The sequence below is a fragment of the Providencia sp. PROV109 genome (genome assembly GCF_033681625.1).
In the GTDB taxonomy this organism is placed as follows: Bacteria; Pseudomonadota; Gammaproteobacteria; order Enterobacterales; family Enterobacteriaceae; genus Providencia; species Providencia hangzhouensis.
The window spans coordinates 640,941-656,701 of sequence record NZ_CP096320.1 but is presented as its reverse complement, the minus strand read 5'-3'; the positions used below and the strand labels follow the sequence as shown (position 1 = coordinate 656,701).

The window sequence follows — 15,761 nt, the reverse complement described above, 5'->3', positions numbered from 1 at the left end:
CAAGTTCGTTAATGTGGCGTCGCTGAAATGAAAAGGTCTACACAACATCACCAATAACCCGATGTTGTGTAGACCTAAGTTTGATTGCCTTAAGTGAACTGCCTAATATGGCTCACATTCAGGTGCCCAGTAAGACGACGCTGATTGCTGGAACTGTTGTGCCAATGACTTCTTGAGTGCTGGCAACAACAGGTAAGGTTGCAGACATAACACTTTCAACGACTGTTGGTGTGTTGTAGAGACCCATACCGCCACCAATGCCCAAGGCAAAGGCCATCAAGCTTTGGCGAGCGATACCTCCCACAATACCCACCAGTACCATGGCTCCCGCTACGATCCGTCCCAAAGTACCTTGGGTCCAATCTTTTAGGGTATCCCACACATCGGTGAAAGCATCACCGCCGGTGCCCGCAAATGAGGGCTCCGAAATCATTAACGCCATCAAACCAAGCGCACCAATGGTCATTAGGCGCTGAGTTTGAATGGTGCGAACTGCATTTGTCATTCGTTAGTTTCTCCGTAGATACTCAAGTTATCGCGCTTACCATCAGCTCCCGCTGAGGCAGAATCGCTTTGAGTCTGAAGTGGACGTAGCACTGGCGAAACCGTTCGAGGTGCTGACACCCCAATATCCCACCGGCGCGGTTCAATTTCGGTAAACACGTAGCTGGATAAATTCAGATCTCCACGGTCATCCTCCCAAGGCGCAATCCAAATTCGCATCACTCTTGAAGGAATGCGAAGAGGTGCAGATTGCTGCGTCTCAGGTAATGCTGGATGGCTCAGCAGTCCTGTCTCTAAATCAGATTGTGAATACCCAGAGGGAGAACCAATTCGAGTCGCCACAGCATCAATCGTCTTGGGTGCAGCCCCATTACTTGTAAGCTCATAGACTTCACGAGCGGATAAACAGCGCACACCGTCAGGCATACCTGGACATCCATATTCACTACTCCCAAGACCCAATGAACTACAGCCAGACAATAAGGTTGAGCCGACTGCCAATAAAAGTAATCCAGCTTTAGACCACTGTTTTGAATGGTGCTTTGGGTTGTTCTGCATTGATGTCGTCATGGTTAACTCTCCTCTGGATACACATCTTATTGTCTGAAACGGACTTCGATCGGTTAGCAACATGCAGGATTTTTTCATCTTCTTGCACCTCCCCCTTGCGAAGTGGCCAACGACAACGAGGCACCACGAGTGACTATGACATCAATTTTCCTGGCAGCGTCTACCTCTATGACTGGGAACATATTTTCAGCCATGTCCAAATAGAACTTGGCCACTCGATCCAATGCTTTACCGGTGCCTTTAATCGCAGCACCTTGTAATGCTTCTTGGCTCATGACTTGCTGGTACAGCTGAGTATCACCGGCATTACCCGTCTGAATCGTCGGAACAGGATTCACATCAAATGCGCCTGCCAAGCCCTGAAGGAATCCGGCCATCATCGATTTGGCCACCAGCTGGCCTTGTTTCGACACTAATCGGCCACGAATACCGGCTTTGCCGTCTTCACCCACGGCATAAGAATCAAGTCGCGTTTCAATGACGCCACCATCTTCTCTCACACATGAAATGGTCTCGCCTCGCAAATAAGCACGCTCAGAGCTCAAATCACCGTAACCTGCGGCGATCAAGAAACACTCTTTGATATCCGCTCTAAATCGGTTGGGTAAAATGGCTTCCTTTTGAATCCTCAGCAATGCAGGAAAAGGCTCGCGTCTTGCGGACTCGTGAGTAGGTGCATCCAAACCGGTGATCAAAGTACCTGAGATGATGCTGCCCGCCGGTAGATACAAAGGCGGCGCTTCTTGCACAACAACCTCTGGTTCAGCAACCACTTCAGGCTCAATCATACGAATCGTGATTGGCGGCAATGGAACATCTCGTGCTCGTGTACCTTGGCCATTGGCTGGCTGCTGATAGAGCGGATCAGGCAGCGGCGCATTGGCAAAATAGTCGTCTGGGTTAGACGGCAGAGGCTTTTCGTCTTTGGGTAATTCCATGGCAGATAAAGGCACTTCAAAACGGCTATTTGTGCCTTCAACTGCTGCATCACCTCCTGCGCGAACATCATCAAGTTCCGCTCTAAGGCGGGCCAGCTCCGCATTGACCTCACTTGGTATAGAAGGCGAACCTGGGCTTAGCCGTCCTGAATCGACGTCACGACGCAAGCGCTCAACTTCACGACGTAACTGTTCATTGCGCTCACTGAGTAGTTTTACGTTCGCAGCCAAACTATCGACCCCAACATCACGAGTATTGGTATCCGTAAGAATGTGCCGGATCGTTTCCTGTCGGTTCCGACTACTTGAGCCATCGTCAGGATTAGGTGAAAACACCATCACCATAAGGATGAGACCACCAGCAATACCTGCAACCGATAGGCCCCGCTTCATGTTCGGGCTCATTTGTTCCCATTGTGCTTTCATCGTTATTCACCTCCCACAAGAAGCGAAGGTCGCTGACTTTCCACCGCTTCTTCACGATGATTGCGAACAACCACATACAACTCAGTCTTTTCACCCGGCAACAAGATATTGCGAGGCCAGTAGGCGCTTGCCACTATATCTGGTGTATGACAGGCTAATTCACTGGCTTCTATCGGCTCATCGGCAAAGCTTTCAACCAGTCCTACATAGACGGTGAAGTAATGTCCCGACACAATTTGCCCCTGCTTAAAACCAAACTTTAAGCCCGGCTGAAAACATTTCGGGCTTGTGTCAGTTTGGCCAGCTAAACGGATGTCATAGCCTTGTGGTAACTCATTTAGTGCAAGGCGTCTGAGTAAGTCACGTAGGTTATCGACGTAAGGTTGAGCTGTTTCCCAAGTGGCGGCTTTGCGGTTCACGACGCCCTTAATAGGCCACTGCTGACCATCAATAGCTAAGGTGATTTCACGCGGTGGAATACGACGAGGTACTAAGGTGACAGATAACGCGGGCGCTTCCAGACCAGGCGGAGTGATGTAAAGTGAAACCGGTGATTCTTTGTCCGTGGCCACATATACAACATTCCCCTTGATTTGCGTCTGAGCATCACTGGTTGTTCTCACCTGAGGCGATTCAAACGGCGTCACAATCCGATTCAGATGACCAAGTGCGACAGGGATCAGTTCATTAACCCCCGGTGTCATCAGTAGCGTTGTTGGCACATCCGTTGAAACCATATTGGTTTGAACCGGTGGATTTGCTGTAGCGGGCTGCTTCATCACACTAGCTGGCACAATCGGCAATTCCACGTCTGCATACGACGCTTGAGATAACAGGACGCCACTCAAGCTCATTGCGATTAAGCTTGGTGTAATCCATCGACTAATTTTGGTTCGCATCATTCACCCTCCGGTTTTGCTCTTGGGTCAACTTTTCACGAACGCGCTTCGTTCTAGCTTGCCCCTCATAGGTATCCATCCAGCTAAGTTTTGGACGGTATTGCTCAATATCGATGTCAAACTCATAGGTGCGAGTTTGGCGCTGTTCATCTCCAGATGGTCCAGAGACCAAGGAATAACCGGTCACAAAGACATGGCCGGTTTCATACTCATACTCCACTTGTCTGGGTTGGAATTTGAGCGTGACTCGGTCTTCCCGGATTTGTCTTGCCTGAATCTCCAGTGCATCGACCACTTGCTGGTACACCGCTGGAGAAAGCAGCGGCTCGATAGCAATTCGGATAAAAGACACATTGCCCGGCGTCACGTTGCCCATAAGCTCAGCTAGGTAGAGCCCCCAGGATTCCAAGTAAGGCTGAGTAGCCTGGTTTCGTGACACTTCAGCCGTTTCAGACAAGGTTGGCGGTTGAATGGCTACCACGGTATTGCGAGAAAATGCCGCAACCGCAAGCAGCAAGTTAGATAGCACCAGCACCGCAATCAGGAACCGTTGCCATCGGTTCTCTAATTGCGTGCCTTGCCATGATTTTAAAAACACGTCGAACTTCACGGTAGATAGCTCCTGATAAATGGGTTAGGGATCGTCTTGGCTTTGGTTGGCAACAGCCCGGCCCAGTAGATGGCGTGAAGAATAAAACCATCTGGGCGACCATCACGAAAACGCCGATAGAGCTTGGTTGTCACCAACCCCAACAGGCATAAAACCAAGGCATTACCGGTAAAAATGCCGATCACTAGCCCCAACAGGATGGGAGCCATCTCATCGGCACTCCAAAGCAGGAAGTGCGGCGGGTCATCGATATAGGATGGAATACTCACAGGTTCCATAGTCACTCCTCGTTGTTTGAATTGAGAAGTGAAGAATGCCTTGGGATTGGCAGGTTCGGTGGTCAGCTAGATGCCGAATTTTTGAAGGTTTTGAGGGTTCTACTCAGACAAGACGGTTAAGTTCTAGACAAACCGCGCAACCAGAGTTATCATTTATGATAACCTAAGTTAAGGATACCCATGAGCTGGAAGATCGACTTTTACGATGGCGTTGAGGATCAGATCCTCGATATGCCACCCAAAATACAAGCTCGCATGATTAAGCTTTTAGAGCTGATGGAAAAGCATGGTGCAAACTTGGGGCCTCCTCATACTGAGTCTATGGGCGATGGGTTATTTGAAATCCGCGCCAAAGCTCAAGAAGGTATTGGTAGAGGCTTATTTTGCTACTTAAAAGGGAAGCACATTTATGTGTTACACGCTTTTGTAAAAAAATCTCAAAAGACGCCCAAAAATGAGCTCAATCTTGCCAGAGATAGACAAAAAGAGGTTCAAAAATCATGAGTCTGCAAAAACTGAAACAACGTGCTTTAGCCAATGCTGAAGTTAAGAATGAGTACGATAAGCTTGAGAGTGAGTTCAGCTTTATTGACCAATTGCTTACCATGAGAACAAAGGCGGGGCTTACTCAAGAACAGGTTGCTGAAAGAATGCATACCCAAAAAAGTAACGTCAGTCGTTTAGAAAAAGGTAATGCCAATCCAAGTTGGTCAACTCTTCTAAAATATGCTCACGCATGTGGCTTTGAACTAACACTCAAGCCACAAAAAATGAGTTAACGTCATTCATGAGGCCTGATAGGCCTCATATCTTCTTCTGCAAGTGACTTAACGCCAACCCTGCCATCAATGCCAAGCCGATGATCAGCGACGGTAGTACCACCGGTGGAATAGCCAGCGGGGCGAACAATCCCATAAACAGCAAAATGACGCCTGAGCCCAGGATAATCATGCTGTAGCGGTGAATGATAGGGCTCGAAAAATCAAAGGTTGTTTTCTTAATTTTCCAGGTCATCAAGCCGTCCCACAGCGCCGGTAACATGAGAATAAGCGCAAAGGGCAACCAGACCATCAGCAACGCAAATCGAGTGAACACTTGGTACAACACATCAAAAAATGCCTGAATACGGTCTTCTACCCAGACAAACCAAAAGCCTCCCATGTTCTCCATCCCTTTAGAACGAAGTCGCTGCTCTTCAGTGGGGATTAGAAAATCACGCACAGATTGCTCCATCTGCGTATCCACAACCCATGATTGATACCAGCCATGGCTACTTTGACCAATCCAATAGCTTGTTTGTGCGCCCAATTGATTTTGGATCATCTGCTTCTCTTTACTAATGACTCGGCCAGTCCAATCACCGGGCACTAATACGCCAATGGCAATAATCTCCAGCATCAGTGCCAGACACAGTAGCCAAACCGACTTATGCTTGCTCATGCCAAACATCCTCTTCTACTCGTGCCAGCATGGCTGCAACGGTTGGCGTCATAATCCGGGCTTTAATCACTTGTTGAAGCCGCTTTGTCGTCGTATGACCACTGACATAACGCACCTCGATGCGTCCTTCAGCCAAATACGTCATCCGATTTGGACGATTACGAATCCAGGTGTAGAAATACACACCATCCACGGCGGCCCACTCAAAATGGTCAGGATCACGCAGGCGAATCCCCGTAAAAGCACTGGCGGCAGTCCAGGTCAGTGCCTCAATGAAATGCCAAAGGCGTACACTGTCATCATCACAACTGACTTCTTCATAACTGCCCAAACCATTACACAGACACAAATCAAAGATGGAATGGCCATCTAACGTGAACGCATCCGTTAAGTAGTCCGCCAAGCAATACACCGAGGCCAAAGCATGAGGCCAGTCGGTTTCAAGCAGTCTTAAGGTTTCCTTGAACTGGGGGTTATGTTGCTGCCACTGAGCGAGCATTTCCTTACTGGTAAGTGTTGTCATTTTCAGACAGACAGAATGATGCATACAGACTCCTTATGCTGCCTGTGTAGAGCTGGTTAAAATAGGAATGCGACCTTTAATGACGCGGCCACCTGAAAGCTTGGCGATGTACTCTAGGTTGGGGAGCTGGCCTAATAACTGCGGTGGAAACATATCGCCTTCTTCCTCCATCAAGCGTTCGCCATGATTGCCGGTAAATAACGCGGGGCTGTCCGAGTTGGACGACATACCTTGAGTTTGCATGATGTACTGCAACCGAGTCTTAGGCAGATTGTCAGTAATGTACTGCTGCGTTTCGGTATCCATCACCCGAAGAGCTATCAGGTTGTTGATGTTACCTAACACCTGGCGTGCCTTAGCTTCGCTGCCTGTACGGGCTGCAAAGTCAGCAAAGGTCTGAGTAGCAATCACACAACGCATTTTTGCGCCACGGCCTTTGTTGAGCAGTTGAATGAAGGGATCGTTGACGACTTCAGCCGCCTCATCGATGAAGATATTTACGGGACGATTTTCAACACCATAGTTATAGCGATCACCGGCCACGGCGGTGAGATCGGATAAAAGCAACGAACCAATGGCGCTGCCAACCATGGCGTCGGTCAATGAATCCAACCCGATATAGGCCACTTGGGCATTGTTGATAATACGGCCAGAATCCGTAATTAACCGGCTGTCATCCACATCGTTTGCAATAGGTGATAGCAATGGACCTAGTTCACTTGAGGTGAGCATATTGAGCACCGGCATCAATGAAGCCACCATCTTGGAATAGTGGGTTCTGTCATGCTCAAACATACTCAATAGCCCTTCCAAATCGGTATTGGCGGCAACGGGCTGAATGCGTTCGTAATAAAAAAGCAGCATCGCCATGGCTTGTTTAGCCAAGGTATTGGCCTTTTCAGTAAAGCGTTTAATCTCCACACTAAAGTTTGGATACACCTGCTCCCCCCAGGCTGTGACGGCTTTTACTACCAAGCCTTCTGGGCCACCTTCCAAGAATCGTCTCAGTGTTTTCAGATCAGGACGTTGTGACGTAAGCAACAGACCTTGCACGATGTTATTCAGTGCCATTTGGCCAAAGGCTTTAAATGGATCAGCACCGGTTTCGGATGGGATTAATGCCGCAATTCGGCTGGCAATTTCAGTGCCCCGGTTAAAGTTCCTCAGGGGATTAAGTCGTACTGAATGCTCTGGAAACCCCGGATGAAAATACACAAAGCGCTGAGGACTACCGGCGGCAATACAGGCTCGCTGTGCATTATCCTTAAGTTCTTTGTCTCCCTTGGGGTCAATAATAATCACGGCTTCATTACGCAAAATGGCCTGGGTGATCATCGCATCAAAGCATCGGGTTTTTCCAGCACCGGTCGTGCCGACAATTAAGGTATGGCCTTCTGTGTGACCAACTGGCTGGTACACATCTTCATCTTTGGGCTCAACACCATGAATCCAGGTTGAACCCATTTGTTTGCCGTGACCTTGGTTAAGCAAGGTTTGTTTATCCCGCTTTAGGATTTCATAAGCGCGTTGGGCATGACGTTGGTCCCACTCAAAGCCATACCCTAACCACAATTCATCTGGATGTTTTGCCATCACCTTTTGTAAATGCGAAAGCTCCATAAAAGCCAATGGTTTGCCTTTTAGCCCCATCTGCAACTTATAAAGGCGATAAGCCTCAGGAAGGCGGTACAACGCCATGCCCGAGGAAATCCCTGTCATCCACCAAAATGGCTCAGGTGGTAGCTCAGTCAGCATTTCTGCGGCAATTGCCCCAGTTGCACCAACCAGCCAACCTGCTGCTGCCATGGCTTCATAGTTCGTGCGCCAGGGCATCTCATATGCGTTTTCTTTCATTCATGCTCCGCAAAATAACCGTTTACAATCCGCTTAACTTCAAATGGATTAACGTTCAGCGTGAGCGGTAAACAGAACCGTTTCCCCCTCATCAAACTGGCATTGGTCACTGGCCGAGATCCCCCGAAGCAGCTGTCCGGCTGGAATGCCATGCTCATTGGCGACTTGGCGTAAGGTTTGAATCGTGACGCGAATACCATCGGCACTATGATCCACGTCTGGGTAATCGCCATCGGTCAGTAAGATGGGCAAATCTTTCACAAAATTAACCATCTGTTGCCGCTGCGCGTGTTTGGGGTCTGTACTTGAGTTTGCATTGGGCGCAATCGGCTTTTGCTTACGCTCCGCTCTTGTGGCGGGCTCTTTTGCTTGGGCATTGGCTGTCTCAGTTCGACTCGGACGCTGTGAAGCCTCTTCGTTCTGAATTGGTTCCACTGACTCTGCGTCTTGTTTGGAAAGGTCAATCAGTGCAATTAGCCCTTTAGAAATCGATACTTTCAGCAGTAACCCTTGCTCCTGAACGCCATCATTCGTAGTCACAGTTCTGGCCTTACGTGTCGGGTTTGCGGGATCTAGTTCAAGCCAATCTAATCGACTGAGTTCAGCAAGCAGTTTTCGGGGTGCACACCAAGGTCTTACGGCATCGGGATAGCGGATCAGTATCTGTTCACCAGCCATAATCAACGCACTGCTGGCCTCTGGGAGCCACGCCAAAGATTCAGGGAGATTAAATGCTGCTTCGTTTTGCTGGCTTACGTTATTTGAGATAGCGCCATCATATGAATTGTTAGGCTTTTCACATCCATCTCTTGGATCGTTTTCTGCTGACTGGAGGTTATTAACATCGATTGAATGACGAAGTTCATCATCTTGTTCTAACGATTTTGTCGATGGCGACTCAGCCGAATTACTGAGTTCAATTGATGATGACGCTTCAGGCAAGCCTGGCTGCTCACTGGAGCGACTCTGTGGCTCTGCTTGTGTTTGCTGTTTTGCTTCCCACTCAGATTTGCTGAACAGCATCACGCTACTTGGTACATTCGAGCTGAACAATATATCTGCCTCAGATATATGCAGCATGGGTAGCCAGATTGGCTTGTCGTCTTTGATCAGCACTTCAGGGGCAAGGCTTTCATATCGCTCATTTGAGGCGGATTTAGTGGCCAATCCTCGCTCAATGAGGATGTCCGCAAGGGTATCGGGATCTCTTGGGATGCCAGGTATCTTGTCTTTGGCCAATAGCTCAATGATGTCTTTAGCCGCGCTTTTCCAAACCAGGAAAAGATGGGTTGATTGATTCGATTTTCGTACCCAGACTCTGGCGTCTCGCTGATTGACCAGCCACTGGGAACTGGCAAGTAATCGCCTCATAGCATCAAGTAGATAGCGTTCAACTGGGACACCAAGGGCGTTGTCGTCAACGGAAATTCGTTGAGCTTTCAGATCTCGCTGGACACTGGTTTGGTCAGCTTCAATAACCAATTTAGACAGGACATGCTCGGGATCGGTATTGCCAATTGCTTCCAACATGGCTTGCAAAATCTCAGGGCCCGGCTGGGTTAACCAGGCGAGCAACTCAGGTGTCATCACCCGGTTTAACACCAGAATTGAAAATTGCTCGTGCCGCTTGCACCGTCCGTCGCGCCAGCGAATGAAATAGCGTTCAATACTGTTATTTGTGGTCCACTGGGATAAAGTTTCTAAAAATGGGTTCCACTGATAGCGTCCATCTTCGTCTGTAATGGACAGGTCTGAAACGGGCTTACCAATATCATGGAACAAACCGCCTAATGCCGCCGCAACACGCCACCTTGGTTCAAGCTCTTTTTTCTCAACCGGTGTGCCACTGGCAACAAAGATGATCCCTTCAGCAGCTTGTGCAGCCCAGAAAGCAACTTCCAACGAATGACGTAATAAACCACCAGCGCCACTGTGATGATGATGCTCAGATGCTGGCAGCAAGTGAACATAGGACGCCAGATGATCAATGCAGGGCTGAATTAGCCTTTGAAAATCACGCTGGTTGAAGCCAAGTACTTGGCGCAGTTTGGCAATTAGCTCGTCTTGTGTGGACTGCAAATCCTCGGGTGACGCAGCTGGCAACCCCTTCAGGAATGGCGGATAGCGTGGAATGTCTGCATCCAGTTGCGATGAAAGCTCTGGTAGTGCTTTGGTTTGAAAAAATAGTTTTTTGAACATAGTGAACCTCCGACACGATAGTGTGAAGGTTCAATCTGGCGTTGCCGGTTGATTAGACTAAAAAATCCGATATGTATTAACACATACGCCAAAAAATGCTGAGGGAGCTGATTAAGCTAAGGCGTATTTCTACTTGGCCTTTTAGTTTTTTTCCCAACTCTCCTTTTGGGTTTTTCAATCGGTGTAAAAGCTTCTTGTAGGTGATCGCGAAACCATCGGCGGCGCTCAACTTGACGAAACTCGTTCAAGACAAACCGATAGTCACACGAGCCAAGACGATCACCACAACCACATGGACAAGGTAATTTATTTGCCTCACGCTTGCGCAAACCTAACGCTTTCAGTGCCCGTAGAACCGATGCTTTACCATTAACATTGAACAACTGAGAATAATCATCAATCAGGCCTTTCTCACCATGGTCCAGTTCGCCATAGGGAAAGTTGCCAAATTCAACCCTATGGGACACCGAATAAAGAAACCTGACAACAATCTTTTCGAAAAAGGTTGTCAATGACGAGTCGGCTTTCAAAATTGACTTAATTTTTAGGTCTGAGCCAAGACAAAATGATCCATCAGAGTAAGTATGGAAGTCCTGATTACGAGGAAAGTAACCAGCTGTATCAAACACCACTGGTAAAGCCCTAGGATACTCACTTGGGCATACAATCCTTAGAGAAAATGTTCGCTCAATAAACCGACTTCCAGCTAGCTGTGCTTTTAACTGATACTCTCCCTGCAACTCAATCTTATCTGCATGGACATCTACTAATCTAATGTTCGGATAGGCCGAGAGAAAAGCCTCTAGGCCCACAGCCTTCCAGTGCTTCATCTATTGCTTAAACCATGGCTTTGGATCAGATGATTGAATTGCGAAAGTTGGTTTTGTTGTCACCGCAGGAATACCCAATAGACGTGCTACCGAACTTGAATCAAGCTTCAAATCCAAACCATTTTGCGCCGCATTTACTATTCGTTGCGTATCATCACTTGAGCAAAGCGCACTAAAGTCAGCTCTAGCTTGATACAGCCATTTATAAAAGTTTTCTTGTAATCGGTATTGAGCAGATTTTTCGTCATACCACTTGTCTGCAAAATCTTCGGCTGGGTTGACTGGGTTCGGAATCATTGGTGCTTGTGCAGAAATATGGTCATCCATCTCGGAGAGCACCGTATTCAACGCTGAAGCCAAATCACTTTCACCTTTATACGATTTAGCCGCCAATGTAGTGATGATTACCGATATTGGCTTACTATCCTCATTGTTTTTAAACATAGTGTCACGATGACGCTTCAATAATTGGATAACCTGCTGTAAGGGTGTCTTCCATTGATAATATGGCAGACTATCTATACTGGCTTTAAATCGCATTTCACGTTCGTTTATCACTAACCGTGCCGTCTTCATGCGCGTTTCAAACCATCGAGCATATCCTTCAGGATTGCTGATACGCCAGTTTTCATTCACAACTGCATAAGTGGAATCTGTGTTGTCGGTAATCGAAACTGCAAGCTGAGACACGTTTTGAGCCAAGTTTTCATCAAACTTAGAGTTTTCGACCATCCGCTTTTTCAAAAGTCCTCTTCCTGTATCACTCTCTGGCACACACGGAACTATGTCCATGTGAAAGCTAAGACCATCGGCATACTCTAAGCGCCAACAGCGTTTCTTCTCGGCTAGCTCTTCCTTAATTCCTCTGGCGTTTCGATAAAGCTCTAATTCATGACCGACTTGGTGCTTTAGTTGCTTTTGAGTGATAGACGTTTTATCCAGGCCACGCCGAAGATTGCACCCCATGTCTAGGTCATACTGTTCTTCTGAATCGGGCCTAATCGCCGTACCTAAACGAAAGGACCCTTGAGAAAACACGTGGGGATCAAAATTCACGCATGTTGACTCTGGGCGATGTAACCAATCACCTAGATCCTTATAGCGTTTTTCAGCCTTTTCATAAGCACTCTCTGGTAGCTCAATTTTTTCCAGAATTGTGTTTAGAACATCGTTACTTTTAGTATTACTCATGAAGGTCTCCTCGAAGCTCGACTGCCATTACAAATTGTTGTGTTTTTATGTCGTGGTCATAAATAAGCCATGGCATATCAGCCTTAGGCATTCTGGCCCGTCCTAATTCGACGGCACACGATACTGGCATCACAGGAAATATTTGCAGTGGCGTGGCATCCCCGTGTGTATTTTTGATTTCAACAATCAGCTTTCTTATGCACTTTCTGAACAAAGAGAGCTGCTGTTTTGACTGCATGAAATCATTATGAGGGTGCTTGATAGTCACTTCCCAAATCGATGTATCTGGCCCTACAACCCGAGTAATTCGCTCATGCGACACATGGTCACTCAAAGAAAGTACCAGGGCAGGCTTCCCCTCCATATTTTGAGGTCTGTTGATGATGTACTCAAAATCATCTGAACAGTCTTGCCAAAACCAGCCTTTAGGCTCTCGATGCAGCTGATAAGTCTCGACCTCAATTTTGTCGGTAAGCAAAGCGCCAAGTTTTATTAACAATGGCTGAGGAGCTAACGCGAACAATGAAAAATGCTTACAAGAATCCTCTTCGATGATCGATGAAATTTTACTTTGAAAACGCTTCGTTAGGTGTTGCGACTCTGCTTGCCAATATTGTTCAGAGTGATCCTTCAGCTCTGATACCATGGATAGTGTCACTGGCTTTTCAGTTGCCGGATACCAATTCGGAAACATTGCCTCAACACAACCGTGATAATTAATCGGTGATCTTTCAGTTCCAATATTGGCACCATATAAAACAACATTTGATTTGCGATCAGGAGCAATGCCTGTGAGGATTTCTATACGTTGCTCATGCTGCATTTTCCAACTAATCAAGAGATCGGCTGGATACCTATCTTCGCTGCCTTTCTGGTCAATTTTTTTGTGACAGTCATAGCACATCAACATGAGGTTGCTGACGTCATTCAAGCTGGTTGGCTTGGTTTTAAAGAGTCCCCAACCACGAGGCCCATTCTCAGAAAATGCGTAAATATGAGCATTTTGAGAGACATTGACCGATTCCTGGGTCACCGCTGATTTGTATAACAATTTATTACACCCGCTAAACTGACAACGAGCAGCTGCGCGAGCCCAAAGCTCCCGCTCAACAGGACGCTTAATGTGCCTCGTGACTTCAACGACCATTCAAAACTCCTATAGTTTGCCAATTAAAGGAAGTGAGCGCGGTGTTGTCGCATCACAGAGCAAATGGCTGACATAAGCACATCCGGCGATTAGCCCCAGCCCGCGAAGACACTTATCAATTGCCTCTTCCGGTTGCCACTCATACAAATGTTTGAGACCAACACCTAGTGCAGTTAACACCAATAGACTGTGGCAAAACTGGCGATGGTGAGGGTTACCCAAAGAGGGTTCCAGAATATCTGGAAGCTTGCCAAATAGAGAGCCAACCGTAATGGCAGTTACAGGATGGTGACTGACAGCTTGTTTTTTGTTGTCCGCTAGGGCAACGGTTAAACCAACCGCAGCCCCGACGACCAAATGGGTTTTACCATTAGCCAAACTATTTCTCCTTCCTGACGCCTTTAAAAGGCGTTTTGTCAGATGTCTTTACATCCATGAATCGACCAGTATCAGCATCTCGCTTTACCCAATGTCCACTTGGCGTCTGAGTCTGAGATCTACCTTTAACGGCACCGTTTCTGTGTCCGTCACCTGATGGGGGATTTGTAGCCATAAAGCCTCCTATTCTGCTTAACTTAATCACATTTATCAGATATTAATAAAAAAGATCCAAAGGATCTGATCAAATAATAAACTTCAATTCTGATTAACGCAAGCAGATTAACCAGAAAACCAAAAAAACTACACAATTGATCGGTAGACAAACTCCAGTCCACCTGACTCTGCCACTTCTTTTTGACCTAACACAAGACCTGTAGCATGAAGCTTCTTTAATCGACCACTGGCATTCTGTGCTGAAATGTCAAAGTGCTTAGATACATGTGACGAAGTCACTGTCTTTTTTGCAATAACAAAATCTAGAAGCTCTTTGACAGTCGCACTAAGTTTCACACCGAGCACTTCGTAACCGCTATCACTCTTGACTAGAAGAGGTTGATCCTTGGCTGTAGCGCCATAAGACCAATTGTCCAGAAGGTCACGACTCGGTACATTAGAAAGGTAAAAACCTTTTTCTCCTTTCAATGCTTTAGCCAACGAGATTACACTTTCACGAGGAAATGAAGCATCAGTGAATCGAATCCCTTCCAAGCTAATAGCAAAAATATCGCATGATGGGTGACCATCAACGATCTTTTTAATCTTCACATAGGCTTCACTACCTTCATCGTTACCAAAGGCATGGTCAGAACCTACGACTTCTGAAAGAAGAATTTTATGAGTTAACTGTTTCATCTGCTTAAGTTGACACTATTTATCAGAAATTGTCAACATAGAAGTCAAAACAGATATGGGTTCCTGTGATAGGGACCAACCCTCTATCTTCAGAAACATTGATGAGTTGACCCTTCGCATATTCCAAAGCCAATGAGAAAGTTAGCTGCCTAATAACAATGATAACTTTCTCTTTGCTAGCGTGCTCTCGACTACTCTTAAAGCCTAGCCCCCGGCCTTTACCAAAGCGACTAACCTCACCAGATGTAAATGCTTTTTGAACGAGCGCAATGTCATTCTCAACAGTTTCCGCTGAAAACTGTGCGTACAACTTCGGATGTTCACTTTGTAACGTTGTTCTCAAGGTAGCGGCAATACCTAAACCAGAGTCGGATATGACTGTTTGAATATGCTTTGGTTTATTATATGGTCGATACACTTGCAGACCTGCTAGTCCAGGTATTTTGGATTCACTGTGATCAGTAACGTTGCCTACAAGCTCTGAAAAAACAGTCTTAGCCGCTAAGAAATAGCTAGCTGAAGAATGCTCTACAAACCTGTCGCCCAAACGAATTACAAGCTCCTTGTTTTGGGTTGGCTGTGCAATTTCTCCTAGTTCGACCAAGGTATCGCTATTATCCCGATAAGTTTTAGCAGCTGACAAAACGGGCCTTTCAGGAAGACAAGTGACACTTTGATTAAGATAATCAAAGAAGCCATTTCTGCTGAAAAAACTGTGAGTATTAGGACATGCTGTAGTATCCATCACCACATCCTTACCATACGCAGTAAGCTGATTCGCGAGAGCAAGAAAACGGGCCAATGCTATCAGCAAAAACTTACAATCGATGCCGAATCTAAATGTTATCTTGTTTGCATCTTTTTGATACGCAAGCTTACCGATAGCACTCTCAAAGGCTTTCTCATCAATCCAACCTGTACCGAAATCAATTTCCACATGCTGAGCCCGTATCAAGCACCATTCATGATTTGAGTTTTTCACAAACGTATCCTGGTTTTTGTGAAGAAACGAGTTCACTTGGGACTTATCCAGTCCCAGCTCCTTGGCAATTTGACGTCCTTTCAGGCCTGGTGACCCATCTAATAACTCTGAGACTGCCTTCAGCAAACCATCACTCC

General features: G+C 46.8%; 18 protein-coding genes. 2 read left to right on the top strand and 16 right to left on the bottom strand.

The genetic code is table 11. The features are described 5' to 3' along the window. Nucleotides 1-118: 118 nt before the first annotated feature. The 6 genes from traA to traL all read right to left on the bottom strand — a co-directional run bounded on the left by traA (nt 119) and on the right by traL (nt 4,225). Nucleotides 119-505, bottom strand: a complete 387-nt coding sequence (gene traA, locus M1F25_RS02915; protein ID WP_032469918.1) for a TraA family conjugative transfer protein — start codon at nt 503-505, stop codon at nt 119-121. Next, nucleotides 502-1,074 (bottom strand): type IV conjugative transfer system lipoprotein TraV, encoded by a 573-nt coding sequence (gene traV, locus M1F25_RS02910; RefSeq protein WP_148039504.1) that lies wholly within the window; start codon nt 1,072-1,074, stop codon nt 502-504. The genes traA and traV overlap by 4 nt, the downstream gene beginning before the upstream one ends. Nucleotides 1,075-1,148: 74 nt before the next feature. Next, nucleotides 1,149-2,438 carry a TraB/VirB10 family protein gene (locus M1F25_RS02905; RefSeq protein WP_159262611.1) on the bottom strand — a complete coding sequence of 430 codons (1,290 nt, stop codon included), beginning with the start codon at nt 2,436-2,438 and terminating at the stop codon, nt 1,149-1,151. 2 nt (nt 2,439-2,440) lie between these two features. Next, nucleotides 2,441-3,340 carry a type-F conjugative transfer system secretin TraK gene (locus M1F25_RS02900; RefSeq protein WP_345725755.1) on the bottom strand — a complete coding sequence of 300 codons (900 nt, stop codon included), beginning with the start codon at nt 3,338-3,340 and terminating at the stop codon, nt 2,441-2,443. Further along, nucleotides 3,321-3,947: a TraE/TraK family type IV conjugative transfer system protein gene (locus M1F25_RS02895; RefSeq protein ID WP_159262613.1), complete on the bottom strand. Its 627-nt coding sequence runs from the start codon at nt 3,945-3,947 to the stop codon at nt 3,321-3,323. The genes M1F25_RS02900 and M1F25_RS02895 overlap by 20 nt, the downstream gene beginning before the upstream one ends. Next, on the bottom strand, nt 3,944-4,225 hold the full coding sequence (gene traL / locus M1F25_RS02890; RefSeq protein WP_000433891.1) for a type IV conjugative transfer system protein TraL: 282 nt from the start codon (nt 4,223-4,225) through the stop codon (nt 3,944-3,946). Before traL ends, M1F25_RS02895 begins: the two co-directional genes overlap by 4 nt. Nucleotides 4,226-4,405: 180 nt before the next feature. Between traL and M1F25_RS02885 the strand changes: the two genes are divergently transcribed. Both M1F25_RS02885 and M1F25_RS02880 read left to right on the top strand, forming a co-directional pair. Beyond that, nucleotides 4,406-4,729 (top strand): type II toxin-antitoxin system RelE/ParE family toxin, encoded by a 324-nt coding sequence (locus M1F25_RS02885; RefSeq protein WP_001896384.1) that lies wholly within the window; start codon nt 4,406-4,408, stop codon nt 4,727-4,729. Further along, complete coding sequence (locus tag M1F25_RS02880; protein ID WP_000058216.1) at nt 4,726-5,004, top strand: helix-turn-helix domain-containing protein; 279 nt, start codon at nt 4,726-4,728, stop codon at nt 5,002-5,004. The genes M1F25_RS02885 and M1F25_RS02880 overlap by 4 nt, the downstream gene beginning before the upstream one ends. Nucleotides 5,005-5,029: 25 nt before the next feature. On the opposite strand, the gene M1F25_RS02875 is transcribed toward M1F25_RS02880, so the two are convergent. The 10 genes from M1F25_RS02875 to M1F25_RS02830 form a co-directional block, all read right to left on the bottom strand. Continuing rightward, nucleotides 5,030-5,665 carry a DUF4400 domain-containing protein gene (locus M1F25_RS02875; protein ID WP_181489241.1) on the bottom strand — a complete coding sequence of 212 codons (636 nt, stop codon included), beginning with the start codon at nt 5,663-5,665 and terminating at the stop codon, nt 5,030-5,032. Beyond that, entirely contained in the window at nt 5,652-6,212 is a 561-nt protein-coding gene (locus M1F25_RS02870) for a conjugative transfer protein (protein ID WP_181489239.1), read from the bottom strand. The genes M1F25_RS02875 and M1F25_RS02870 overlap by 14 nt, the downstream gene beginning before the upstream one ends. A 9-nt stretch (nt 6,213-6,221) precedes the next feature. Continuing rightward, nucleotides 6,222-8,042 carry a conjugative transfer system coupling protein TraD gene (gene traD, locus M1F25_RS02865; protein ID WP_181489237.1) on the bottom strand — a complete coding sequence of 607 codons (1,821 nt, stop codon included), beginning with the start codon at nt 8,040-8,042 and terminating at the stop codon, nt 6,222-6,224. Nucleotides 8,043-8,090: 48 nt separating this feature from the next. Further along, entirely contained in the window at nt 8,091-10,241 is a 2,151-nt protein-coding gene (gene mobH, locus M1F25_RS02860; protein WP_181489235.1) for a MobH family relaxase, read from the bottom strand. A gap of 116 nt (nt 10,242-10,357) precedes the next feature. Continuing rightward, complete coding sequence (locus M1F25_RS02855; RefSeq protein WP_015066553.1) at nt 10,358-11,071, bottom strand: hypothetical protein; 714 nt, start codon at nt 11,069-11,071, stop codon at nt 10,358-10,360. Further along, nucleotides 11,072-12,262: a nucleotidyltransferase gene (locus M1F25_RS02850; RefSeq protein WP_181489233.1), complete on the bottom strand. Its 1,191-nt coding sequence runs from the start codon at nt 12,260-12,262 to the stop codon at nt 11,072-11,074. It lies immediately after the preceding gene. Next, a complete protein-coding gene (locus M1F25_RS02845) occupies nt 12,255-13,409 on the bottom strand; it encodes an SAVED domain-containing protein (protein WP_181489231.1) in 1,155 nt (384 codons plus the stop codon). The genes M1F25_RS02850 and M1F25_RS02845 overlap by 8 nt, the downstream gene beginning before the upstream one ends. 9 nt (nt 13,410-13,418) lie before the next feature. Next, nucleotides 13,419-13,787 carry a metal-dependent hydrolase gene (locus tag M1F25_RS02840; RefSeq protein ID WP_011788464.1) on the bottom strand — a complete coding sequence of 123 codons (369 nt, stop codon included), beginning with the start codon at nt 13,785-13,787 and terminating at the stop codon, nt 13,419-13,421. A 303-nt stretch (nt 13,788-14,090) separates the two neighbouring features. Beyond that, entirely contained in the window at nt 14,091-14,642 is a 552-nt protein-coding gene (locus tag M1F25_RS02835; RefSeq protein WP_000811851.1) for a MarR family transcriptional regulator, read from the bottom strand. Nucleotides 14,643-14,664: 22 nt separating this feature from the next. After that, a complete protein-coding gene (locus tag M1F25_RS02830) occupies nt 14,665-15,750 on the bottom strand; it encodes an ATP-binding protein (RefSeq protein WP_181489229.1) in 1,086 nt (361 codons plus the stop codon). Nucleotides 15,751-15,761 lie beyond the last annotated feature (11 nt).

Bases quoted from the DNA above. Each gene is read 5' to 3' on its own strand.
- traD (WP_181489237.1), bottom strand. From the start codon at position 8,042: ATGAAAGAAAACGCATATGAGATGCCCTGGCGCACGAACTATGAAGCC.
- traV (WP_148039504.1), bottom strand. From the start codon at position 1,074: ATGACGACATCAATGCAGAACAACCCAAAGCACCATTCAAAACAGTGG.
- traL (WP_000433891.1), bottom strand. From the start codon at position 4,225: ATGGAACCTGTGAGTATTCCATCCTATATCGATGACCCGCCGCACTTC.
- M1F25_RS02845 (WP_181489231.1), bottom strand. From the start codon at position 13,409: ATGGTCGTTGAAGTCACGAGGCACATTAAGCGTCCTGTTGAGCGGGAG.
- M1F25_RS02885 (WP_001896384.1), top strand. From the start codon at position 4,406: ATGAGCTGGAAGATCGACTTTTACGATGGCGTTGAGGATCAGATCCTC.
- M1F25_RS02835 (WP_000811851.1), bottom strand. From the start codon at position 14,642: ATGAAACAGTTAACTCATAAAATTCTTCTTTCAGAAGTCGTAGGTTCT.
- M1F25_RS02900 (WP_345725755.1), bottom strand. From the start codon at position 3,340: ATGATGCGAACCAAAATTAGTCGATGGATTACACCAAGCTTAATCGCA.
- M1F25_RS02875 (WP_181489241.1), bottom strand. From the start codon at position 5,665: ATGAGCAAGCATAAGTCGGTTTGGCTACTGTGTCTGGCACTGATGCTG.
- traA (WP_032469918.1), bottom strand. From the start codon at position 505: ATGACAAATGCAGTTCGCACCATTCAAACTCAGCGCCTAATGACCATT.
- M1F25_RS02880 (WP_000058216.1), top strand. From the start codon at position 4,726: ATGAGTCTGCAAAAACTGAAACAACGTGCTTTAGCCAATGCTGAAGTT.
- M1F25_RS02905 (WP_159262611.1), bottom strand. From the start codon at position 2,438: ATGAAAGCACAATGGGAACAAATGAGCCCGAACATGAAGCGGGGCCTA.
- mobH (WP_181489235.1), bottom strand. From the start codon at position 10,241: ATGTTCAAAAAACTATTTTTTCAAACCAAAGCACTACCAGAGCTTTCA.
- M1F25_RS02870 (WP_181489239.1), bottom strand. From the start codon at position 6,212: ATGCATCATTCTGTCTGTCTGAAAATGACAACACTTACCAGTAAGGAA.
- M1F25_RS02850 (WP_181489233.1), bottom strand. From the start codon at position 12,262: ATGAGTAATACTAAAAGTAACGATGTTCTAAACACAATTCTGGAAAAA.
- M1F25_RS02855 (WP_015066553.1), bottom strand. From the start codon at position 11,071: ATGAAGCACTGGAAGGCTGTGGGCCTAGAGGCTTTTCTCTCGGCCTAT.